This is a genomic window from Lacihabitans lacunae, from assembly GCF_042649125.1.
Classification (GTDB): domain Bacteria; phylum Bacteroidota; class Bacteroidia; order Cytophagales; family Spirosomataceae; genus Leadbetterella; species Leadbetterella lacunae.
This window is the reverse complement of sequence record NZ_JBHRYQ010000001.1, coordinates 1,827,235-1,848,623: the sequence shown is the minus strand read 5'-3', so window position 1 is coordinate 1,848,623 and position 21,389 is coordinate 1,827,235. Positions and strand designations below refer to the sequence as shown.

Here is a 21,389-nt window from a genome sequence, read left to right as displayed (position 1 = left end):
CTACATAAAAGATTTTTTATTTTTACCAAAAAATAACCAAGAAAGGCGTTTTATTGTTGAACCTAATAAAACAAATACAAAAGTGACTGATTCATTAAAAGATTTAAATGTTGCCCAAAACCCAGGCTTGTTGGGTTATGCACACACAGCTGGTAGTGCCGTTATTAGACCCGAAGACATGGGTAAAGTAAAAGGTAAAGCCCAAATGGCCATGAGGCAACAAACGCAAGATCAACTTAAGAAACTCTACAGACAGATAGAGCTTTTGGGTTTGCAGGCAAAAGAAATTAACGACCGAATAGAAGTATCAGAAAGGATATATGATGCTCAAATGAGCTTTGAGCCTATTGTAAATCATACCTATTATCTATATGAAAAACTTGACGGCTCCGATGTGCTTTCTATGGTTTCGCCTACCGAGTGGGGGCGGAAGTTTCCGTACAATAGCTTTTTAGCGAAAGTGTTTTTGCTGGCAGACCACACCTGGTCTGTTGACTTTTTAAACGAAACCAACCAAGAGGACCTCATTGATCTTTAATATTTATGAATTATTGGCTAGTAAAATCTGAACCAGATACATATTCGTGGGATTTTTTCGTTAGTAAAGGCAGAGATATTTGGGATGGAGTGCGAAATTATCAGGCTCGCAATAACCTAAAGGCCATGTCAGAAAACGACTTGGTGTTTTTTTATCATTCTAACAAAGGAATGGAAATAGTAGGCCTGGCTAAAGTAGTAAAAGAAAGCTACCAAGACCCAACCACCGAAGATCCGCGTTGGGTGGTGGTGGAGTTAGCTCCAGTTAAAAAACTTGCAGAACCGGTATCTTTAACTAAAATAAAAACAGACCCAAACCTAAGCGATATTTCGCTTTTGAAACAATCACGACTTTCTGTAATGCCCATAAAGCCAGAGGAGTTCGATAGAATAATGTATTTAGCAAATGAAGTTTAAAGCACTCGTGTTTATGTTGTTTTTGGCCACAATAAGTTTTGGTCAAAACATGGTTCAAGTAGGAATAAGTGGAAGCTCGAATTTGGTTCGGGTGGTTAACTTAAAAGAAAAAGGGCTTATTGTATTAGACAAAGCACCCGATGGCCGTTTGGTTATGCGGAAATTTGACAAAAACCTTTCCATTTTGTGGGATATAGACACAGACTTGCCCAATAGAGCTGATTTTTTAGAAGAATTTGTTGACGACAAGTTTATGTATCTGCTGCTTGATTCCAGATCTTCAAATACATTAAATGTAATAAAAGTTTCCACCTCATTTGCAGCTAGTCAAAAGTTCAATATCAAAGCCCTTCAAGGTCTTGAAGTAAATGATTTTAAAGCCTCTGATGATTTGATTTGTATATCAGGCAATGTCAAAAATGAACCCATTTTAATATTTTACGAACCCTCAACCAATTCTGTGAGGTACATTTCTGCCAATCTGAAGGGACAAACTGTGGTGCAAGACATTGTGATTGACAAAGACGCGGTTCAAGTTTCGTTTTTAAATAAATCTCGGAAAAAAACAGAGCTGATTGTCAGAACCTATAGTTTTATGGGAAAACTATTGGCCTCAAAAAATCTACAAGCCAAAGATGGTTTCGAGTTTTTAAGTACGAAATATTTTGAACTTGAAGGACAAAAATTCTTAGTTGGAAATTATGGTTTAGCAAATAGCTCGCGAGATGATTCCAATAATTCGCAAGGTTTGTATATCACCAATACCACAAAAGGTTTTAGTACGCGGTACTACAGTTTTGACCAACTGAGTAGTTTTTTTAACTTTTTGAGTGAAAAACAACAAGAGAAAATCACAAAGCAGGTAGCCAAAAGAAAAAAGAAAGGGGGAGAGTATCGGTTTAGCTACCGTCTACATATCAATGAATTATTGAAAATAAACGAAAACTTGGTTATCTCGGCAGAGGTTTTTGTGCCCGAGTATCGCTCAAATAATTACGGGTCACCGTTTTTCGGTAATCCACTTTATTATCAATCTTCTATTTGGGGTAGGCAGTATTTGAGAAATAATTATTTTTACAATAACGCCATGATGTCGGGATATAACACTCGCAACGGCCAGTTTTTTGATGGTTTCAGATATATTGAGGGTTTGTCTTTGAGTATAAATAACGAGGGGAATATAGTTTGGGACAAGTCCGTGACTTACAAAAACTTAAAGTATTATGATTTAAAAGCACACCTAAAAGTTTCTGAAAACGACAATAAACCGGTGATGTCTTATATCAGTCAAGACAAACTTTTGGTAAAAGAACTCAATAACCAGGGAGACGAAATTAAGAATTCTACTATAACCAAAGAATTGGATGAAGCTATGGTTGGTAAACGCAAAGCTGACCTCGACAATTTCGAACACTGGTACGGCAATTATTTTCTAAATTGGGGGGTAGTTAAAAATCCTAGTGGAAGCAATTCTTTTAAAATGAACTGCTTTATTCAAAAAATAGCCTATTAGTATGCGTTTTTTTCTTCTGTTTTTCTTGGTTGGCTCGTTCGCAAATGCTCAATTGATTAACAATGTTCAATTGGAAGTGGTGGGCAAGCCGTCATGGCAGCAGACTATTTCGCTAGGAGACAAAGGCGTGCTATTATTTGTAAAAACAGATATTACCCGAGCCCGTATTTATAAGTTTGACGAAAACCTAAAACAGCAGTGGGCCACCGATGTTTTTTTGGATGTAGAGCGAAAATCAACTTCGTATTTTATAGATAAAGAAAAAATAACTTTTCTTTTTAGAGAAACCCAAGGCCTTTATTATCAAGTATTTGTTTTTGATTTAAATTCCGGACAGTCTTATAATAAAGGGTTTGAACTGAGAGATTATTTCTTAGATCAGGATTTTGTGATGGTAGATAAAAAAATATATTTGGCGGGAAGCAATCAAGAAGGAGCGGCTTTTTATATCTACGATTTTGAAACTGAAAAAGGAAGTTTAGTTTCTGGAAAAATACTGGGTAAAGTTAACAATCAAGGGATAAAATATATTGAAGAAGAAAAGAAAATCAGGGCTTTTTGGGCAGTGAAAACTGTGGGGTATGCAAATGAAAGGAAAAAGAAAGGAGAATTTACCAAAGACGCTTTTTTGGTGGCAAGTGTATATGATTTGAATTTAGATACCCTGAAAACCACTAGGATTACGCAAAGCAAAGGACGTTTTCCGATTACCGTAAAAGTAGGAGAGAAAGACAATGGCGAGTTTGTGCTAAGTGGAGTTTATCAGTCAAATACTGGTGATAAAGGCCTTTATATAAGTTTCTTAGATAAAAATTTAAACAAGAAAGGAGAAGGGTCTTACAATTCATTCACTAAACTTTTAGAAGGAACACCTCAGTTTAAAGCCGATGACATAAAAAAGATAATGTCGCAATTTAGTTTTTTGGTTCACACGCCCATTGTTCACCATGAAAGTATAATTTCAGGAGGTGTGTTTTTTAAACCAGAGTATTCCAATATCAGCAGTTCGTATAATAATCCTGCGTACAACAATCAAAACAGTTTCGGCGTTGGCGGTTTGTTTGGCCGTAACAACCGAAGTCAGTCTAGGTCGGTTTTTGCGGGTTACAATTACCTTTCGGGAGTTATGCTGATAACCAGTCAAACAGGCGATTTGGTAGAAAAACACAGGATAGATATCAATTTGTTAAATACGCAGTTGGGCTCAACCATCAGTTTTAATCAAAATGGCTCTGTTGGGTATTGTGCACAAGGAAACTTGGCTACTCAAAATTTCAATATTGGCACTAAACCCATTTTATATAAACTCACCGAAGAGAAAATAACAGACAAAACTAAACTTTACTTGCCTTCTTACGACTACGTTAATTATTGGTACGGCGATTATTTTTTGGCTGAAGGAAGTAAAAATAAAGTCGAGGCCATTTCTTTAAAACCTATAGAAAACGATAAACCTAAAAGAAGGAAGCCTAAAAAGTCAAATAATACGTATACGCAAATCCGAAGGACGATTTACCTTACAAAAGTGGCTTCAGGCTCTTGAATTTTTAGTTTATAAGAGTTTCTTCTATTTTTTTTAATAATATATCCGTTCGATGTGTATCATTTGTTAAAAAATTCGGATTTTTGTGTTTTGTATGGTAAAAAAGCACTGATGCGTTTATTTTTTCTTACTTTTTTGTGTTTAGGTTTTCTTATTTCTTGCTCAAGTGATGGGAGAGACAAATTCGCTTTGCCTACTTCTACCCTTGAAAGCGATGAAAATCAGCACTTGGCGGCTTTGAGTATACTTTCAGATGCGATCAAAAACAATCCGAGCAACCCGGTTAATTATTATAAGCGTGCTATGCTGCACGAAAAAATAGAAAACTATGCCGATGCTTTGGTAGACATAAACAGAGCCGAGCGTCTAAATCCAAATTCGGGTCTTTATTTATTTGAAAAAGCAAAAATTCAAAGTAAGCTCTATAAAAAAGAAGCTTTAGAAAATGCTCTTGCTGCCGAAAATCAGAATTTTGAACAGCCTGAACTTGATGTTTTAATAGCGGAACTTTATAGTAGAAATAAAAACTTTGCGAAAGCAGACGAGTATTTGAAAAAGGCCCATGAAACATATCCATATAACTACGATATATTTTTGGTAAAAGGGAAGAATCTTGCAAGGCAAGGAGATACCTTATCTGCCATTATGAATTTAAATAAATCGCTCACGTATCAAAAGAACAACTTTGAAACCTACGATCAGCTGATTAAGATTTATACGGGTATAAATAAGATAGACTCTGCTTTGGTGCTCAATGAGCAAGTGATAAAAAACTTCCCGAAGAAAAAAGAAATGGTTTACAACAAAGCACTAATACTTGAAAAAGCGGGTGCTTTAGATTCTGCAAGGCATGTATTTGAGGCGTTTTTTAAATTAGAACCAAATCGGAATGATGTTTTGGGCAAAATAGGGATGCTTTACTTTAAAACAAAAAATTATTCGGGTGCTCAGGCTATTTTTAATAAATGGTCAAATGTAGAACCTGAAAACATTGAACCTTTGCAAAAATTAGCGGCAGTTTACGAAGCACAAGATAATTTTAATGCGGCCAAAGAAAATATAGAAAAAGCTATTAAAATTGAACCGAATAATAAGACTTTGGTATATGATTTGAATAGGTATAATTATAAGCTCGATGAGCTCGCAAGGATATATGAGGCTCAAAACCAATATAGGTTAAACAGGAAATATAAAGAAGAAAATGACCAAAATGCTAATTTGAAAGAAAAGCCAGAGCCTGAAAGAAGAATATTTGGTGGCTCAATTGGAAATATTGAGAAAATTCAGAAAAGAACAACGGTTATAATAGGAAAAGACAGTACAAGAAATTAATAGAAGATGATTAAAATTACCTTACCGGACGGAAGTGTTAGAGAGTTTGAAAGTGGTGCAAGTCCTATGGACGTGGCCCTTTCTATAAGCGAAGGTTTAGCCAGAAATGTGTTGGCAGCTAAAATAAATGGGGAAGTAAAAGACTCAAATACCCCGATTACGGCGGATGCCACGGTTCAGTTACTAACTTGGAACGACCTCGACGGTAAATCTACGTTTTGGCACTCATCGGCTCACCTTATGGCTGAGGCATTGGAGGCTATCTATCCAGGAGTTAAGTTTTGGGTTGGACCTCCGGTAGAAAATGGTTTTTACTACGATATAGATACCGCTGGTGAAACTATTTCATCTGATGATTTTAAAAAAATAGAAGACAAAATGTTGGAGTTGGCTCGTACCAAAAGTGCGTTTGAGCGTATTCCAATTTCGAAAGCAGACGCTGTAGCTTATTTTGAAGAAAAAGGCGACGAATATAAATTAGACCTTTTGTCTGGTTTAGAGGATGGTCAAATTACACTTTACAAACAAGGTAACTTTACCGACTTATGTAGAGGGCCGCACATTCCGAACACGAGTTACATAAAGGCTGCAAAAATAATGAACGTGTCTGCGGCATATTTTAAGGGTGATCAAAACAACAAAATGATGACTCGTGTGTATGGTATTACTTTTCCAAAAGCAAAAGAATTGGATGAGTATTTGACTATGCTCGAAGAAGCCAAACGCCGTGACCATCGTAAGCTTGGAGCGGAGTTAGATCTATTTACTTTTTCGGATAAAGTAGGGAAAGGATTGCCGCTATGGTTGCCCAAAGGTGCAATGCTCAGAGAAAGATTAGAAAACTTCCTTAAAAAAGCTCAGTTGCGATCTGGCTATCAGCCCGTGGTTACACCACATATTGGTAGCAAGCAGCTTTATATCACTTCAGGTCACTGGGAAAAGTACGGTGAGGATTCGTTTCAGCCGATCAGAACACCAGAAGAAGGAGAGGAGTTTATGTTAAAACCAATGAACTGCCCTCATCACTGTGAGATTTTCAAGGCTCGCCCGCGTAGTTACAGGGACTTGCCTTTGAGACTTGCTGAGTTTGGTACTGTATATAGATATGAACAAAGTGGCGAATTGCATGGTTTAACTCGTGTAAGAGGCTTTACACAAGACGACGCCCATATTTTCTGTGCCAACGACCAAGTAGAGGCTGAGTTTAAAAAAGTAATTGATTTAGTGCTTTATGTATTTAAATCATTAGGTTTTGAAAATTATAGTGCTCAGATATCGCTTAGAAGCAAAGAAAATAGATCAAAATACATTGGTTCTGATGCAGATTGGGACAAAGCTGAGGCTGCGATTATTAATGCTGCAGCAGACAAAGGCTTAGATACAGTTGTAGAATACGGCGAAGCCGCGTTTTATGGCCCTAAGTTAGACTTTATGGTAAAAGACGCCTTGGGTCGTAAATGGCAGTTAGGAACTATTCAGGTAGATTATCAGTTGCCAAACCGATTCGAGTTAGAATATAACGGAGCTGATAATGCCAAGCATAGACCTGTGATGATACACAGAGCACCGTTTGGTTCTATGGAGCGTTTTATTGCTATTTTGATTGAGAACACGGCGGGTAACTTCCCGTTCTGGTTGTCGCCCGAGCAAATCGCGATATTGCCTATCTCTGAAAAATTTGAAGATTATTGCAACGAAGTATTTTTAGAATTGCAAGAGCACGACATTAGGGGATATGTAGATCATAGAGCAGAAAAAATCGGAAGAAAAATTCGTGATGCGGAAGTAAATAAAGTACCTTTGATGTTAATCGTTGGTGAAAAAGAACAAGAAGAAGGTAAAGTTTCGCTAAGGAAAAAAGGAGAAGGAGATTTAGGGAGTTTCACAATTGCAGAATTTGTGGAATTCGCTAAGAATGAAATAAATAAAAATATTCCTAAATTTGGGAATAATTAAAAACTTAATAATAAATTTGACGGTATTTTGATATCGCAACATCTCACTTTTAAATATTTTTAATGGCAAAAAACATGAGAAGACCGTATCGTCCACCGGTTAGAAAAGAAGACGAACATAGAATTAATGAAAAGATTAGAGGTTTAGCAGAAGTAAGACTTGTCGGTGATAACGTAGAGCAAGGCGTTTTTACTTTTGCACAAGCCCTTCAGATAGCCAAAGATCAGAATTTAGATCTTGTTGAGATAGTGCCTAACTCTAAACCACCGGTTTGTAGAGTAGTGGATTATTCTAAGTTTAAGTATGAAATTAAGAAAAAGCAAAAAGAGTTAAAGGCGAAACAGTCTAAAACTGTTATCAAAGAAATCAGATTTGGTCCTCAAACAGATGATCATGATTTCGACTTTAAACTTAAACATGCTGAAAACTTTTTGAAAGAAAATTCAAAAGTAAAAGCTTACGTACAGTTTATTGGTAGACAAATAGTCTTCAAAAACCAAGGGTTTGAGTTACTTGATAAGTTTGTTAAGAACCTCGAAGAATTAGGCAAGCCTGAGGCACCGCCCAAATTGGAAGGAAAAAGATTAATAGTAATAATTGCTCCTAAGCAAAAAAATTAGCCGATTGCTCGGCTAATTTTTTTTGTATTACCACCAGTGTTCAATGGTTTTGCTGAAATATTTTTGATAGATATTTTTGACTGCTTCCATCTCGCTTTCGGTTAGTGGCGGCTCATTTAAGACCTGTAAGTTTTGACTTACTTGTTCTGGTCTCGAAGCACCCGGAATCACTGTGCTCACTTGGTCAAACATCAAAATCCATTTTAAGGCTACTATTGCCAAGTTTTCTCTTTTTGGGAAAACGGCTTTTAGCTCATCTACCGCCCTTAATCCCGTTTCATAATTTATACCAGAGAAAGTTTCGCCTTTATCAAACATTTCACCGTTTCTGTTGAATGATCGATGATCGCCTGCATTAAAGGTTGATTTAGAGTTGAATTTCCCGGTTAATAGGCCACTCGCCAAAGGTACACGCACTATCACGCCTATGTTTTTCTTTTTTGCTTGTTCAAAAAACAACTCAGCAGGTCTTTGCCTAAACATATTGAAGATGATCTGCACCGTAGTAACGTTGTCGTAGTTGATAGCCTTTAAAGCTTCTTCTATTTTCTCAACACTTACGCCTAAGTTTTGTACTTTACCCTCTTGTTTTAATTTATCAAATTCTTCAAAAATCTCCGGTCTATAAAACACTTGAGTAGGTGGGCAATGTAGTTGTAAAAGGTCCAAGGTGTCCACTTGTAGCCTGCCTAGGCTATCTTCTACATATTTGCGTAATACTGCTGGCGTGTAACCTTCGTTTGTATGTGGGTTTATTTGTCTACCACTTTTGGTGGCCACATAAAACCTTTCTTTTCTGGTTTTCAAAAAAGCAGCAATTGCTTTTTCTGATTCGCCGTCGCTGTAAACGTCTGCGGTGTCTATAAAGTTAATCCCTTGGTCGGCAGCTTCGTTCAGGATTTTTTGAGCCAATTTGTGGTCAAAATCACTTCCCCATTTGCCACCTACTTGCCATGTCCCCAAACTGATTTCGGATACCTGAATACCTGTTTTTCCTAGCGTTCTAAATTTCATTTTTATGTTTTGATTGAATAATCAAAGTTACTTATTATTGTCAAAAAAACACTTTTCTATCATTTTAAAACACATTCTCATTTTGAATTTAATTTTGCTTTGCCCAACTTTACTTTGATTAATAAACATTAGCAAATTGGAATCATATGCACCGCTGGCCGAAAGGTTAAGACCAAGAACCTTGGACGATTACATAGGTCAATCACATATTTTAGGAAAAGGAAAGCCACTCAGACGAGCACTTGAGTCTGGCATAGTACCTTCTATGATTTTGTGGGGGCCTCCAGGAGTCGGCAAAACAACTCTGGCACTTATGATGGCTGAAATTACAAAAAGGCAATTTCATAGTTTAAGTGCAATCAGTGCCGGGGTCAAAGACTTGCGAGAAGTGCTCTCTAAGCCCTCTGGCTTGTTTCCGCCTATTCTTTTCATAGACGAGATACATAGATTTAATAAGTCTCAGCAAGACGCCCTTTTGGGGGCAGTAGAAAAAGGGCAAGTGACTCTGATAGGAGCTACTACAGAGAACCCCTCGTTTGAAGTAAATTCCGCGTTATTGTCTCGAACCCAGGTATATATTTTAGAGGCATTTGGAAAAGAAGAATTATCTGGACTTTTAAATAGGGCACTAACCACGGATCCATGGCTAAAAGAAAAAAATATAGAGGTGGTCACTACCGATTCACTCTTTAGAATCAGCGGAGGAGATGGTCGAAAATTATTAAATCTTCTTGAGTTGGTCGTAAATTCTCAAGTGGGTTTAGAAAAAATAAGGATAAGCGATGAACTGGTAGAAGAAATAGTTCAAAAGAACTTAGCCAGGTACGACAAGTCAGGTGAGCAGCATTATGACATAATTTCGGCTTTTATTAAATCAATTAGGGGTTCTGATCCCAATGCGGCTTTGTATTGGATGGCCCGAATGATAGTGGCCGGTGAAGACCCCAAGTTTATAGCCCGCAGAATGCTCATTTTAGCTTCTGAAGATGTAGGTTTGGCGAATCCTACGGCCATGATGGTGGCCAATTCTTGTATGGATGCCATCATGAAAATCGGATATCCTGAAGGACGAATTATTCTGTCACAAACTGCCATATATTTGGCTACTTCTCCAAAGTCAAATGCCTCGTACGTGGCCATAGACAAGGCCATTGCGTTGGCAGAGCAAACGTCTCATTTGCCAGTTCCGATAGATATAAGAAACGCTCCAACCAAACTAATGAAAGAGATTGGCTATGGAAAAAATTATAAATACTCACATAACTATCAAGGGAATTTTGCTCAGCAAAACTTCATGCCAGATGAGTTAAAAGGTCAAAAAGTATATGAGCCAGGCGAAAATGCAAGAGAAAACGAAATAAAACGCTCGCTGCAAACCTGGTGGAAAGACTGGTACGGCTATTGATTTTTATTTAAGAAACCACCTAAAAAAGCCATCGGGAAATAAGCTAAGCCCAAATCAAGAATACTAAACCAAAGTGGCGAAGATAGCATTTGTATATTCATAATTCCTCCAATTAAAAAACCAAGACCTACCAAAAGTGCCATCCAAGTTTTTTGGGTGGCGGCTATTCTAGCAGCTAGGAATGCTCCAGCCAAAGTTCCTAAAGCGTGTGCTAAAAATGGCATAATAAAATTGACAGGTTTAAGTAAATGCATAGAAGCCAGTAGACCTTCCATAGTAGTCATGTCTACTCCTTCTGGTGGAGGTATTATGTGCGGACCTGCTAAGACAATGGCCATATTTACTACTCCACCAACTATGCAGCCGATTATTACAGCTAAGGTATTTCTAAGATAAGGGTTCATATTATTTAAGGGTTGATGATGTGAATTTAGATAAAAAAAGTTTAAGTCTGATAAGAGTGGAAAATAGAAACAAAAAAAGCTCGACTTAAATCGAGCTTTTTCTATTATTTATACGATTATTTCTCAGATTAAACTTCTTCTGACACTGTGTAGTCTTCTTTGTCTACATTTTGTTTTACAAATAATTCACCCAAAAAACCAGCTAAGAATAATTGACTACCCAAAATGATCGCCACTAAGGCTAAATAAAATAGGGGATTGTCGGTTACGTTTCTGAATGGTTTTTGTGTATAAATGCAGTATACTTTTTCGAAAATCAAAAATAAGGTAATGAGCGTTCCGAAGAAAAAGGAAATGAAACCAAATGAACCAAAAAAGTGCATCGGTCTTCTTCCAAATTTATTGACAAAGGTGATAGAAAGTAAATCTAGGAAACCGTTGATAAAACGCTCCAAACCAAATTTTGTATGTCCATATTTTCTTGATTGGTGTTGTACTACTTTTTCACCTATTTTTCCGAAGCCATTCCATTTTGCTATTACAGGCACATATCTGTGCATTTCGCCATAAATGGTAATGTTTTTTACCACTTCTGATTTATATGCTTTTAGTCCACAGTTGAAATCGTGTAGATAAATGTCAGATATTGAGCGAGTTACTGCGTTAAATAGTTTGGTAGGCAATGTCTTCGTGATTGGGTCATAACGTTTTTGTTTCCAACCCGATACCAAGTCGTAACCGTCTTTGGTAATCATTCTATACAATTCCGGAATTTCCTCAGGGCTATCTTGTAAGTCAGCATCCATGGTGATTACTACATCGCCATTAGAGGCATTAAAGCCCGTCTGAAGTGCCGCAGTTTTACCCTGATTTCTTCTGAATTTAAATCCTCTTACCTTTGGGTTTTTCGCTTGAAGGCCTTTTATTACATTCCACGAGTCGTCTGTGCTTCCGTCGTCTACAAACAAAATTTCATATGAAAAGTCATGTTCTTCCATTACTTTTTTGATCCAATCATGTAATTCAGACAATGATTCGTCTTCGTTGTAAAGTGGTATTAGTACTGAAATTTCTATTTTTTCCATATGCACGTGATATATTTTTACAAATCTCTAAAAAATCAAGTAATAATCTCTTAGTAAATTCATAAATCTTTCTGAATACGTTTTATTGTCTTTTTCGTGTATGTTAATCACTTCGGTGGTAACAACGGTATTTTTTTGCTCACTAAATCTCGCCACCATCCGAATTGGAGGTTTTTCAGAGTTATGTTTTATACTAAACATTTCTTGTGCCAAAAGCCCCTTTAAAAGACAAATACTTTCAAATCTACTCATTTCGAAAGGCGGAAGCAAAATCCACACTTGGCCATTTGGAGCTAGTAACTTCAATATAGCATCTATTAAATCTGAAAAAGTGAGGAGTTCATTATGATGGGCAATGTTTTTTTTGTCCTTGGGCGACTTTAGATATTGTTGATAAAACGGTGGGTTCGAAATAATAAGGTCATATTTCTGTAAGTGGTCTTCCTTAAAAGTCTTGATGTCTGCCTCTACAAACGAAATGTTTTTAGATAAAGGCAAAGCATTTTCAATGTTTTCTCTGGCATTAATACTTGCTTCTGGGTCAATCTCTACTGCAGTTATTTTTGCTTTTGGGTACTTTTGTGCCAACATTAAACTCAAAAGACCTGTACCTGAGCCAATATCTAGTATTGAGTGGCATTCATTCGCATTTATCAAACTCCCGAATAAACAAGAGTCTGTGCAGACTTTCATGGCTGCTTTGTCCTGAATAACCGTAAATTGCTTAAATCGAAACATTATTTTCTTCCAAAGTCTGCTGGATTCTCTCCCCAAGCTTTGGTTTCCCATTTCAGGATTGGGTTCTTGTAATTATTGTCTTTTAACCATTTTTCTGCCCTTTCCATTAATTCAAAAAGCTCAGCATTTCTAGGCGTTTGATCTAGTTTAGTGTTGGCTTTTTTCTTTTTAACCCAACTAATTGCGGTTTTTGAGTCAGAATATATCGGTGTGTCTAAGTTGTGTTTTTTGAGGTGTGCCAAAGCATGCACAATGGCTAAAAATTCGCCTACATTGTTAGTACCATCAAAAAATGGGCCTTTTTTAAACAAAAGGTTTCCGTTGCTAAAGTCAAAGCCTTGATATTCCATGTCGCCGCTTCGGGTGTTCCAAGCCGCATCAACTACCACTGAACCTTTTATGGGAGAACCTACATTTGTTAGTTTGGTTTGGGTTACTTTTTGAGAAGCACCCACTACCTTATAGAAATTTTGCTTAAAAGCAGCTTCTGCTTCTTTTTGAGATTCAAAAGACTTGTATTGTGCCCCTTCAAAGCCATCTACTTGAGCTTTGCATTCATCCCATGACCTGAAAATTCCTTTTTCGCGGCCATTCCAAACCACATAGTATTTGTTTTTTTTGGCCATTTATACTTCTTCCAGCTGGTCTAAGGCACAATTGTAGGTAGCCTTAAATATTGAATCAAACTCCATCTCGGAGATTTTAGATACTTTAAAATTTACATCTCCAATATAAAACTCACGAATAGCGGCGGTGTTTGCTATGTTTTCTTGAATAAATGGGTGCGTAGTTTTGCCAATTGATGTTCCAAACTCATTTATGTCTGGCTTAAACATCAAATTTAGGGGAATAATATATCTATTACCATTTTTTGCAGCACAAATTGGTATTGGTTCAAAGCGTTCATCGCCTCCAAAATGGCCAAATTTCTTTTGAGCAATGCGATATTCTTCGTCATTTTCTCCAAAAAGAATGGCTAGTTTTTGTCTTGGTTTCTTTTTACTTTCTGCTATTAAATCATCAATTTTTTGCAGCAATTGTTTTAGCTGAAATACATTTTTTCCAGACCTAATTCTTTCTCTTATTGACTGCCTAATCAAATACGTGATTGAGTTTGTGATTGAAAAACCAATCTCAGCCATTTGTTTGAAAATAAAAGAGGCAGGAGACATGCCTGGAATCGTATTTGGGTCGTGTAAGATCACCTCGTCGTCTTCAGTTAAAAAACCATCGATTCTACTAATGACATTCATGTTGGTCATTTCAAAACCAGCTAATATCTTTTTATGAATATTAACTAAGTTTTCATGCTTGGTATCTACAGGGATTCTTTTTTTACTTGCTGTAGATTTGTATTTTGACTTAAAATCAAATGTTTGTATGTCGCCATAAACTTCAGAGGGTGGCAAGGCAATTGCTTTGCCGCTGTCGTCTTGTATCACACCACACGAAAACTCTTGCCCAGTAGTAAACTCTTCTATTAATACGTGGTCTTCAGAGTTTGTAGAGCTTATAACGGCTACTTCTTCTGTTTTTAGATGTTTATCTAATTCTTTAAGCAATACTGCCGGGTGATAGATAATTTGATTATTCAATACCGCCGGAAACCCAATGCCCTCGTCGAGGTTTGAGAGTTTTTCCATTTGGTTTTTCTTCTGTCTTGTCGTTAGTTTATTCCATTCTTTGGCATAAAAATGTGTCTCAAAGAAGCATTGGCTCATGCCTTTTGAAAATTCTTCTAAACTACGTTTTTTAATTATAGAAACACCAATAGATGAACCCTGATGAGGTGCTTTGATGACTAATGGAAATCCAAATTCCGAGATAAGATTTGAGAAAAGCTTAGATTTGTCAGCAGAATCCCATTCTTGTTTTGAAATTGTCTTGAATTTTTTGGTTTGTCCAGTGGCTGCCGCCAATAACTTATTTTGAAATGATTTGTCAATTCCAATTCCTGAGGCTAAAATGCCAGGTCCCATGTACGGAATTCCTACCCACTCTAACAATCCTTGTATATTTCCGTCTTCGGCATATGGCCCGTGCATAACCACAAACGCAAAGTCCATGTGGTTTTTAAGGTCTTCAATTTTTACTTGTGAGCCTATTTTGTAGATCAATTTATATAACTGCGTGTCTTTCAGCGGTCCTAGAGACTCAATATATATTTTGTAGCCGTTGTTTTGGTTTTTTGAAGGATAAAAACTTCTAATATCAGATTGGTAAAGAATCTCCTCTGGGTCAACTTTTATAAAGTTTCCTATACTGTCAACAAATATAGCCACAGGTTCAAAATACCTTTTGTCAAGATGTTCATAAGCAGTTCGACCTCCTAAAAAAGAGATTTCTCTTTCTCTAGAAGGGCCACCAAAAAAAATACCTACTTTAAGTTTCTTGTCCATGACTTACAGGGTTAACGGATACTTTAAGTTCGCAATTTAAAAAAAAATGCCATTTGATAGAATCAAATGGCAAAGTAAAAAAATATTTTTTTATTAGTAGGCTTGACTCATTTGTATATTTGTGGCCTCTACTTTTTTTATCTCGGGTACATTTTTCAAAATTGCTTCCTCTATACCTGCTTTAAATGTCATGGAAGACATGGGGCAGGAGCCGCAAGAACCGGTAAATTCTAAAATTAATGTTTGGTCAGAAGTAACTTCCAAGACTTTTACGTTTCCTCCATCTGCAATCAGGTAAGGCCTAACGGTGTCAAGGGCGGCTTCTATTTTCGAATGTAAATCTTGCATGCTTGAGAATGAAATGTTCTTTACAAATATACACCGATTTGACACAAAATGTTCATTTGTAGCCTAAAATTTGCGTCCAATAGTTATTAAAATTAGCTACGCCCATCTCTTTAAATTTCGGATTCATGAGGTTTGTGCAGTGAGTTTGACTGTTTTTCCAGTTTTCTACAACTTCAGTGGCAGTTGGGCTAAACCCAAATGCTGCATATAGGTTTTCGCCAAAGCCCAGATATTGATAACCAAATTTTGTTACTCTATCGGCAGGTGTTTCGCCATTGGGTGCCACATGTGCAAAATAATTGTTTTGGCTCATGTCTTCGCTGTGGTAAAGGGCGGCGTCCTCTAAGTTTTGATTCCATGTGACTTGTCCGGTAGGAGCGTAGGTTACTTCGCCACATTTACAGCCTGCTTTTCTGATTTTATTTACAGCAGCCAGTACTTCATCTTTGTTTACTAAGTTTTTGGTTTTAACTTCTTCCTTGTTTTTTTGACAAGAAATAATTAAAAATAGAAGTGCTAGTCCGAAATATTTACGCATTTAATTCTGTTTTAGAGAAAAATAGAAGTGCAATAATTATTCCAAAAAATAGGAAGTACATTAAAATAAAAATGCTCTGAAATAAATGAATTTCAGAGCATTAAATGTGATATAAGACAATAGTAAACTTAGTTAACGCCTACTTTTACGGTTTCTGTTTTTGGCATATTGGCGTTTCTGATTGCAATCTGCTGGGCTAAGTTTTCTGCAGCTGACTTAAATGCTTTCGAGATAATCGCATTTTCGTCCATCATAATTGGTCTACCTTCATCGCCACCTTCTCTGATTTTTTGCACAATCGGAATATTCCCTAAAACCGGAACGTTGAATTTCTTGGCGATTTGCTCACCCCCGCCTTGACCAAAAATGTAATATTTGTTTTCAGGCAATTCTTCTGGAGTGAAGTATGACATGTTCTCTATAACACCCAAAATAGGTACATTGATGTTCGGCTGTACAAACATAGAACCGCCTTTGGTTGCATCAGCTAGAGCTACTTTTTGAGGCGTAGTAATAATGATAGCACCCGTAACTGGCACACTCTGAACCAACGTAAGGTGAATGTCGCCCGTGCCCGGAGGCATATCAAGGAGTAGGTAGTCTAACTCGCCCCAATCTACATCGTTAAAAAACTGCTTGAGAGCTTGACTGGCCATTGGGCCTCTCCAAACCACTGCGGAGTCTGGCGGAGTTAAAAATCCAATCGAAATCATTTTGATTCCGTATTGTAAAATTGGATTTATGTAGTTTTTCCCGTCTTTTACAGTCACCAAAGGTTGCATGTCTTGAGCACCAAACATTATCGGAATAGATGGCCCCGAAATATCCGCGTCGATGATTCCGACTTTGGCACCTGATTGTTTTAAAGCCATCGCTAGGTTTACAGTAAGTGTAGATTTTCCTACACCACCTTTTCCAGACGAAACCGCAATGATGTTTTTAACACCCGGCAATGCCACACTTTTGTTTAAATTAGTAGTGACATCAGATGTCATATTTATAGTGACCTCTATATCAGGACTTAAATCTCTGTGGATGGCATCTAAACAACGCTGTTTAATTAGCTCTTTTAATGGACAAGCTGGGGTGGTTAATATTACAGTGAAAGTAATCTGATTTACACCTACTTCTATGTCTTTGATCATGTTTAGCGTTACCAAATCTTTCTTCAAATCTGGTTCCTCTACTGTAGATAGAGCCGCTAAAACTTTTTCTTTATTTATGTTAAATTCTCCCATTTAGGTTTTATTGCTTCTGTTTTCTAACAAGAATGTTTTTTTTTAAGTTCTTTTATGCTTCGCTCAAAAGTTGATTTTGTATAATTTCTTTTTCTGCACTAACATCAAAATATGTTTCGAAGCTTTCGAGCTTAATCATTAAGTTTTTAAGGAAAGTTTGATGAGAATTACTTTTTGGGTTAAATGGCCTGTGATTTAGTCCGCTTCTTATGTTGTCCCATTTTTTTAATAAAAGCAAATCGTTTTCATTAAAGTATCGCTCTTTAAATTTTTCTATGATGTAAGTTTCGGCTATTTCGTTTGGATGAATTAGGTCTGCCTTATAATATCTGTAATCTCGAAGGTCGTCCATCATGATTTCATAAGATGGAAAATATTCCACATTTTGGAATTCTTTACAAGCAAAATCGCATACTAATCTAAGAATTGCCTTGCTTACACTGTTTTGCTCAATTTTATCTTTAATGTGCCTAACTGGGCTAACGGTTATGATAATTTTGAGACTGGGGTTTACTTCAGATAAGATGTAATGCAGTTTTTTGAAAACACTTTTTTGTTCCTCAAGATCTAATATTTCTTTAGTAAATATATTAGCAGGTAATTTATGGCAATTTGAAACCGTTTGATTTGTGGCTATTTGCTTATAAACCCAGGAGGTTCCAAGCGTAATAAATAAGTAGTCTGTGCTTTTTAATTGCTCAAAAACAGCATTGTTTATTTCTTTAATGTGCAAAATTAAGTCATCTTTTGAGAGTCCACAAACCTCCGAATGATAATCTAAGTGGTAAAAAGTGTTCTCTCTTTCGATAATTTTAGAAACATCTAACTCTTTGATTTTTAATGTAACTTCTAATACATTTAAAAGCGACTTGAAGTTGTAAATATTTCCGAAAGGATTGGTTAGACAATTGAATTTGTTTTTATTAAAAAAACTACCAATTACCTCTGAAAAACATGAACCCAAAGTAAGTATTTTATCTCCAAATTTAATCGGAAATTCACTTAGTCTAGGTTCAATATCAGTTTTGAAGTACATAAATATTAATGAGATTCTCTAGAAACTTTACTGCCTGAGTTTCCAACAAGGAAATCAAAGTCAGCACCTTCGTGTGCTTGGTTTACATGCTGAATATACATTTGGTTGTGGCCTCTTCCGTAGCCAAGATCTAATGGTTTCCAATTGGCTCTTCTTTCTGCTAGAACTGTGTCAGATACATCTAGATTGATGATTTTGTTTTTTACGTCTACATATATATAGTCGCCATTTTCTACCAACCCGAGGGTTCCTCCAATAGCTGACTCAGGCGAAACGTGTAAGAAAACAGTGCCATAAGCAGTGCCACTCATTCGGGCATCCGATATTCTGACCATGTCAGTTACGCCTTGGTCTATCAGTTTTTTAGGAAGTGCCATGTTTCCAACTTCTGGCATCCCTGGGTATCCTTTTGGCCCTACATTTTTAAGAACCATTATGCTGTCTTTATCTATGTCTAAATTGGGGTCGTCAATTCTTGTGTGGTAGTCTTCAATAGTCTCAAAAACAACTGCTTTTCCTCGATGTTTTAGAAGATGCTCAGAAGCCGCAGAAATTTTGATAACAGCTCCATTTTCGGCAAGATTTCCTTTTACTACCGTTATGCCAGCATGATCTTTTAGAGGTTTAGCTAATGGGCTAATTACCTCTTCGTTCCAGTTTCTAGCTTTTGCTGAATTTTCTATTATGCTTTTTCCATTTACTGAAATAGCTTCAGGACGTAATTCTGCACTTAATTCTTTTATAACTACTGGCAATCCGCCGGCATAATAAAAGTCTTCCATCAGGTATTTTCCCGAAGGCATTAAGTTAAGTAGGAGGGGTATATAACTTCCAAGTCTATCGAAATCTTCAAGGTTTAAATCTACTCCAATACGTTTTGCGATAGCAAGTAGGTGTAAAATCAAATTTGTTGAGCCTCCCACCGCAGCATTAATTTTTATTGCATTTTCAAATGCTTCTTTGGTTAATATTTTATCTATAGTGAGGTCTTCTTTTACCATTTCTACGGCTCTCATACCTGTCATGTGAGCAAGCATTTTTTTGCGAGAATCTACCGCTGGTATTGCCGAAATTCCGGGAAGGGTTAGTCCAAGTGCTTCGCACATTACGGCCATTGTAGAAGCGGTACCCATGGTAGAACAATGTCCTGCTGAGCGGCTCATGCATGCCTCTGCTTCTTCAAATTCCTCTGCACTCATTTTGCCGGTTCTGAAATCATCCGCAAATCTCCAAACGTCTGTTCCTGAGCCTATTGCCTTACCTTGGAAACGTCCGTTTAGCATTGGGCCGCCAGGTACCACTATAGTAGGTAAGCCCACGCTTGCTGCTCCCATTACGAGCGAAGGCGTGGTTTTGTCGCACCCGGTTAGGAGTACCACAGCGTCAAAAGGGTTTCCTCTTATGCTTTCTTCTACAGTCATTGAAGCTAAATTTCTGTACAGCATAGCGGTGGGTCTTATTATGGTTTCTCCCAAAGACATCACCGGAAATTCGAGTGGAAAACCACCCGCCTCATAAATTCCATTTTTTACAAATTGGGCTATTTCTCTGAAGTGCCCGTTACATGGAGTAGTTTCTGACCAAGTGTTACAAATTCCAATTACTGGCTTTCCTTTAAACTGGTGAGCAGGATATCCTTGGTTTTTTATCCAAGAGCGATAAATGAATCCGTCTTTTCCAGTTTTCCCGAACCAATCTTGGCTACGAAGTTTTTTTGTGTTTTGGTCTTGCATTATATTTTATTGGTTGAATACTATTTAGATAATATTAATGCCTTAAAGATAGGTAAAACAACGTTTTTTTTGTTTTTTTGCACCAAAAAAATAAATTTAATTCAAATATGAATTTGTTCGAAAGTTTCGATAATATTTTGGCAGATAGCTTTATAGATAAGTTAAACACCTATACAACTGATAATTTGGGCGATTTTGAAATTGCATCAAAAGGCATTTTCTATACGCTTGTGGCAGGTTTAATCAGAAGATCAAACAGCGACATGAGTGCTGGGATGCTATTTAATCAAGTAAACGAGAGATATCAGAAAGTTGGGTCAGGTAAGTCTTTAGACGAAAAATTAAAAGACAAAAGCTCATTTGACGAATTGGTAAAAGATGGTTCAAAAGTATTGAGTCAGATTTTTCCTGCTTATAAAAGTCCTTTGCTTAGTATGATTGGTCAATACGCCAACACTAGCAAAAATAATACCTTAATGTTTTCAGGTCTGATTTCTTCTATTCTAGTGGATTTATTAGGAAAGAAAATTAATGCTGAAAAAATGACCAAGGAGGATTTGTCATATTTTATCAAGCAACACCATGAGTCTTTATTTGAGAAAGCTCCGGATGCCTTAATGGAAAAAATGATTCCAGCTTTAGGACTTCAAGAGCTTACGAATATGAAGTTTTCTTCTCAGAAAAAAAATGAAAATGTATCTGAGAAAAAAGAGGAGATTGCAAAAGATAGCTATGAAATAGAGGTTGATAGTGAGCCAAGGTCTGTTAATAAACTATTGCTAATTTTAGTAGGGGTAATAGTAGCCGCTTTAGTTGGATATTTGATTTATCAGAATAAAGATCAGATATCAATTTTTAATAGCGAAGAAACACCTGTTGAGGTATTAGAAGAGTCTGCTTATATGAGCGATACACTTGAAATTAAAGACTCATTGGCTGCAGAAGTGGTAATGCCAGTAAGTAATAATGATCTAACAGAATTGAAAGCTTATGTGGCTGGAAATGAGCCTGCTGGAAAAGAATTTGAAATGAAAAGTTTTGTATTTTTAGAGAATAGTTTTGAATTGAAGCCTGAGTCTTTACCTGCAGTAGATAGTCTTTATTCCATAATAAAAAATGATAAAAATATTCAAATAAAAATAACAGGTTTCTCTCCTCAAAATGATGAAAAATTAAATGTAAAAAGAGCATTTGCAATCAAGAAATTGTTATCAAAAAAAGGAGTAGATTTAATTCGTTTAGATGCTGTTTCTGGTGGTGTTGGAGGCGATTTTCCAAAGATGAAAATTGTACAAAAATAGTATTTGTTATAAAAAATGTTAAAAATAAAAGAGGTTCTTCAATAATAGTTGAGGGGCCTTTTTTTATAGAATTTTAAAATGGCATAATTTTTGCATACGTGTATGTGTGTGATATTTATGTTACCGTTAGATAGTTTTTATTGTTCACATCGAAAATTAAAAGAATGTGATACTTTTTTAGAAAATCAAGGTCTAATATCCACAATCCAAAAAATAAGACAAACCGAAAAGT

The 21,389-nt window shown here is 36.5% G+C and carries 20 protein-coding genes; 9 read left to right on the top strand and 11 right to left on the bottom strand.

Annotated elements, in window-relative coordinates; translation table 11 throughout:
* Nucleotides 1–82 precede the first annotated feature (82 nt).
* The 7 genes from ACFOOI_RS08070 to infC all read left to right on the top strand — a co-directional run bounded on the left by ACFOOI_RS08070 (nucleotide 83) and on the right by infC (nucleotide 7,918).
* The gene (locus ACFOOI_RS08070; protein ID WP_379836859.1) at nucleotides 83–538 is read left to right on the top strand and encodes a DUF2452 domain-containing protein; all 456 of its coding nucleotides are present in this window, start codon (nucleotides 83–85) and stop codon (nucleotides 536–538) included.
* Between the two features lie 5 nt (nucleotides 539–543).
* Entirely contained in the window at nucleotides 544–954 is a 411-nt protein-coding gene (locus ACFOOI_RS08065) for an EVE domain-containing protein (RefSeq protein ID WP_379836857.1), read from the top strand.
* A complete protein-coding gene (locus tag ACFOOI_RS08060; protein WP_379836855.1) occupies nucleotides 944–2,467 on the top strand; it encodes a hypothetical protein in 1,524 nt (507 codons plus the stop codon). The genes ACFOOI_RS08065 and ACFOOI_RS08060 overlap by 11 nt, the downstream gene beginning before the upstream one ends.
* A 1-nt stretch (nucleotide 2,468) precedes the next feature.
* Complete coding sequence (locus ACFOOI_RS08055; RefSeq protein ID WP_379836853.1) at nucleotides 2,469–4,010, top strand: hypothetical protein; 1,542 nt, start codon at nucleotides 2,469–2,471, stop codon at nucleotides 4,008–4,010.
* A gap of 111 nt (nucleotides 4,011–4,121) precedes the next feature.
* Nucleotides 4,122–5,342, top strand: coding sequence for a tetratricopeptide repeat protein (locus tag ACFOOI_RS08050; protein WP_379836851.1), 1,221 nt, complete (start codon nucleotides 4,122–4,124; stop codon nucleotides 5,340–5,342).
* A gap of 6 nt (nucleotides 5,343–5,348) precedes the next feature.
* The gene (gene thrS / locus ACFOOI_RS08045; RefSeq protein ID WP_379836849.1) at nucleotides 5,349–7,298 is read left to right on the top strand and encodes a threonine--tRNA ligase; all 1,950 of its coding nucleotides are present in this window, start codon (nucleotides 5,349–5,351) and stop codon (nucleotides 7,296–7,298) included.
* 74 nt (nucleotides 7,299–7,372) lie between these two features.
* A complete protein-coding gene (gene infC, locus ACFOOI_RS08040; protein WP_379836847.1) occupies nucleotides 7,373–7,918 on the top strand; it encodes a translation initiation factor IF-3 in 546 nt (181 codons plus the stop codon).
* Between the two features lie 27 nt (nucleotides 7,919–7,945).
* Here infC and ACFOOI_RS08035 read toward each other — a convergent pair whose 3' ends face one another.
* Nucleotides 7,946–8,932 (bottom strand): aldo/keto reductase, encoded by a 987-nt coding sequence (locus tag ACFOOI_RS08035; RefSeq protein ID WP_379836845.1) that lies wholly within the window; start codon nucleotides 8,930–8,932, stop codon nucleotides 7,946–7,948.
* A gap of 136 nt (nucleotides 8,933–9,068) precedes the next feature.
* Here ACFOOI_RS08035 and ACFOOI_RS08030 point away from each other — a divergent pair, with 136 nt between their 5' ends.
* Complete coding sequence (locus ACFOOI_RS08030) at nucleotides 9,069–10,337, top strand: replication-associated recombination protein A (RefSeq protein ID WP_379836843.1); 1,269 nt, start codon at nucleotides 9,069–9,071, stop codon at nucleotides 10,335–10,337.
* Here ACFOOI_RS08030 and ACFOOI_RS08025 read toward each other — a convergent pair.
* From ACFOOI_RS08025 to ACFOOI_RS07980, 10 genes are all read right to left on the bottom strand, one after another.
* Nucleotides 10,331–10,741, bottom strand: a complete 411-nt coding sequence (locus tag ACFOOI_RS08025) for a hypothetical protein (protein ID WP_379836841.1) — start codon at nucleotides 10,739–10,741, stop codon at nucleotides 10,331–10,333. The two genes, ACFOOI_RS08030 and ACFOOI_RS08025, sit on opposite strands and share 7 nt — an antisense overlap.
* A gap of 128 nt (nucleotides 10,742–10,869) precedes the next feature.
* Nucleotides 10,870–11,826, bottom strand: coding sequence for a glycosyltransferase family 2 protein (locus ACFOOI_RS08020; RefSeq protein WP_379836839.1), 957 nt, complete (start codon nucleotides 11,824–11,826; stop codon nucleotides 10,870–10,872).
* A 27-nt stretch (nucleotides 11,827–11,853) separates the two neighbouring features.
* Nucleotides 11,854–12,564 (bottom strand): tRNA1(Val) (adenine(37)-N6)-methyltransferase, encoded by a 711-nt coding sequence (locus tag ACFOOI_RS08015; protein WP_379836838.1) that lies wholly within the window; start codon nucleotides 12,562–12,564, stop codon nucleotides 11,854–11,856.
* Nucleotides 12,564–13,190, bottom strand: coding sequence for a ribonuclease H1 domain-containing protein (locus tag ACFOOI_RS08010; protein WP_379836836.1), 627 nt, complete (start codon nucleotides 13,188–13,190; stop codon nucleotides 12,564–12,566). Before ACFOOI_RS08010 ends, ACFOOI_RS08015 begins: the two co-directional genes overlap by 1 nt.
* The gene (locus ACFOOI_RS08005) at nucleotides 13,191–14,963 is read right to left on the bottom strand and encodes a D-alanine--D-alanine ligase family protein (protein WP_379836834.1); all 1,773 of its coding nucleotides are present in this window, start codon (nucleotides 14,961–14,963) and stop codon (nucleotides 13,191–13,193) included.
* 93 nt (nucleotides 14,964–15,056) lie between these two features.
* Complete coding sequence (locus tag ACFOOI_RS08000) at nucleotides 15,057–15,311, bottom strand: NifU family protein (protein WP_379836832.1); 255 nt, start codon at nucleotides 15,309–15,311, stop codon at nucleotides 15,057–15,059.
* A gap of 52 nt (nucleotides 15,312–15,363) precedes the next feature.
* Nucleotides 15,364–15,849, bottom strand: a complete 486-nt coding sequence (locus ACFOOI_RS07995) for a CAP domain-containing protein (RefSeq protein ID WP_379836830.1) — start codon at nucleotides 15,847–15,849, stop codon at nucleotides 15,364–15,366.
* 128 nt (nucleotides 15,850–15,977) lie between these two features.
* A complete protein-coding gene (locus ACFOOI_RS07990) occupies nucleotides 15,978–17,087 on the bottom strand; it encodes an Mrp/NBP35 family ATP-binding protein (RefSeq protein ID WP_379836828.1) in 1,110 nt (369 codons plus the stop codon).
* Between the two features lie 52 nt (nucleotides 17,088–17,139).
* On the bottom strand, nucleotides 17,140–18,123 hold the full coding sequence (locus ACFOOI_RS07985) for a GSCFA domain-containing protein (protein WP_379836826.1): 984 nt from the start codon (nucleotides 18,121–18,123) through the stop codon (nucleotides 17,140–17,142).
* 5 nt (nucleotides 18,124–18,128) lie between these two features.
* On the bottom strand, nucleotides 18,129–19,856 hold the full coding sequence (locus ACFOOI_RS07980) for an IlvD/Edd family dehydratase (protein WP_379836824.1): 1,728 nt from the start codon (nucleotides 19,854–19,856) through the stop codon (nucleotides 18,129–18,131).
* Between the two features lie 107 nt (nucleotides 19,857–19,963).
* Between ACFOOI_RS07980 and ACFOOI_RS07975 the strand changes: the two genes are divergently transcribed.
* A complete protein-coding gene (locus ACFOOI_RS07975; RefSeq protein WP_379836822.1) occupies nucleotides 19,964–21,157 on the top strand; it encodes an OmpA family protein in 1,194 nt (397 codons plus the stop codon).
* Nucleotides 21,158–21,389: the final 232 nt, after the last annotated feature.

What these genes read in the sequence shown, in the direction of transcription:
- ACFOOI_RS08060 (WP_379836855.1), top strand. Translation starts at nt 944, where the DNA reads ATGAAGTTTAAAGCACTCGTGTTTATGTTGTTTTTGGCCACAATAAGT.
- ACFOOI_RS07980 (WP_379836824.1), bottom strand. Translation starts at nt 19,856, where the DNA reads ATGCAAGACCAAAACACAAAAAAACTTCGTAGCCAAGATTGGTTCGGG.
- ACFOOI_RS07985 (WP_379836826.1), bottom strand. Translation starts at nt 18,123, where the DNA reads ATGTACTTCAAAACTGATATTGAACCTAGACTAAGTGAATTTCCGATT.
- ACFOOI_RS08005 (WP_379836834.1), bottom strand. Translation starts at nt 14,963, where the DNA reads ATGGACAAGAAACTTAAAGTAGGTATTTTTTTTGGTGGCCCTTCTAGA.
- ACFOOI_RS08050 (WP_379836851.1), top strand. Translation starts at nt 4,122, where the DNA reads ATGCGTTTATTTTTTCTTACTTTTTTGTGTTTAGGTTTTCTTATTTCT.
- ACFOOI_RS07995 (WP_379836830.1), bottom strand. Translation starts at nt 15,849, where the DNA reads ATGCGTAAATATTTCGGACTAGCACTTCTATTTTTAATTATTTCTTGT.
- thrS (WP_379836849.1), top strand. Translation starts at nt 5,349, where the DNA reads ATGATTAAAATTACCTTACCGGACGGAAGTGTTAGAGAGTTTGAAAGT.
- ACFOOI_RS08065 (WP_379836857.1), top strand. Translation starts at nt 544, where the DNA reads ATGAATTATTGGCTAGTAAAATCTGAACCAGATACATATTCGTGGGAT.
- ACFOOI_RS08010 (WP_379836836.1), bottom strand. Translation starts at nt 13,190, where the DNA reads ATGGCCAAAAAAAACAAATACTATGTGGTTTGGAATGGCCGCGAAAAA.
- ACFOOI_RS08055 (WP_379836853.1), top strand. Translation starts at nt 2,469, where the DNA reads ATGCGTTTTTTTCTTCTGTTTTTCTTGGTTGGCTCGTTCGCAAATGCT.
- ACFOOI_RS08020 (WP_379836839.1), bottom strand. Translation starts at nt 11,826, where the DNA reads ATGGAAAAAATAGAAATTTCAGTACTAATACCACTTTACAACGAAGAC.
- ACFOOI_RS07990 (WP_379836828.1), bottom strand. Translation starts at nt 17,087, where the DNA reads ATGGGAGAATTTAACATAAATAAAGAAAAAGTTTTAGCGGCTCTATCT.
- ACFOOI_RS08025 (WP_379836841.1), bottom strand. Translation starts at nt 10,741, where the DNA reads ATGAACCCTTATCTTAGAAATACCTTAGCTGTAATAATCGGCTGCATA.
- ACFOOI_RS08015 (WP_379836838.1), bottom strand. Translation starts at nt 12,564, where the DNA reads ATGTTTCGATTTAAGCAATTTACGGTTATTCAGGACAAAGCAGCCATG.
- ACFOOI_RS08000 (WP_379836832.1), bottom strand. Translation starts at nt 15,311, where the DNA reads ATGCAAGATTTACATTCGAAAATAGAAGCCGCCCTTGACACCGTTAGG.
- ACFOOI_RS08035 (WP_379836845.1), bottom strand. Translation starts at nt 8,932, where the DNA reads ATGAAATTTAGAACGCTAGGAAAAACAGGTATTCAGGTATCCGAAATC.
- ACFOOI_RS07975 (WP_379836822.1), top strand. Translation starts at nt 19,964, where the DNA reads ATGAATTTGTTCGAAAGTTTCGATAATATTTTGGCAGATAGCTTTATA.
- infC (WP_379836847.1), top strand. Translation starts at nt 7,373, where the DNA reads ATGAGAAGACCGTATCGTCCACCGGTTAGAAAAGAAGACGAACATAGA.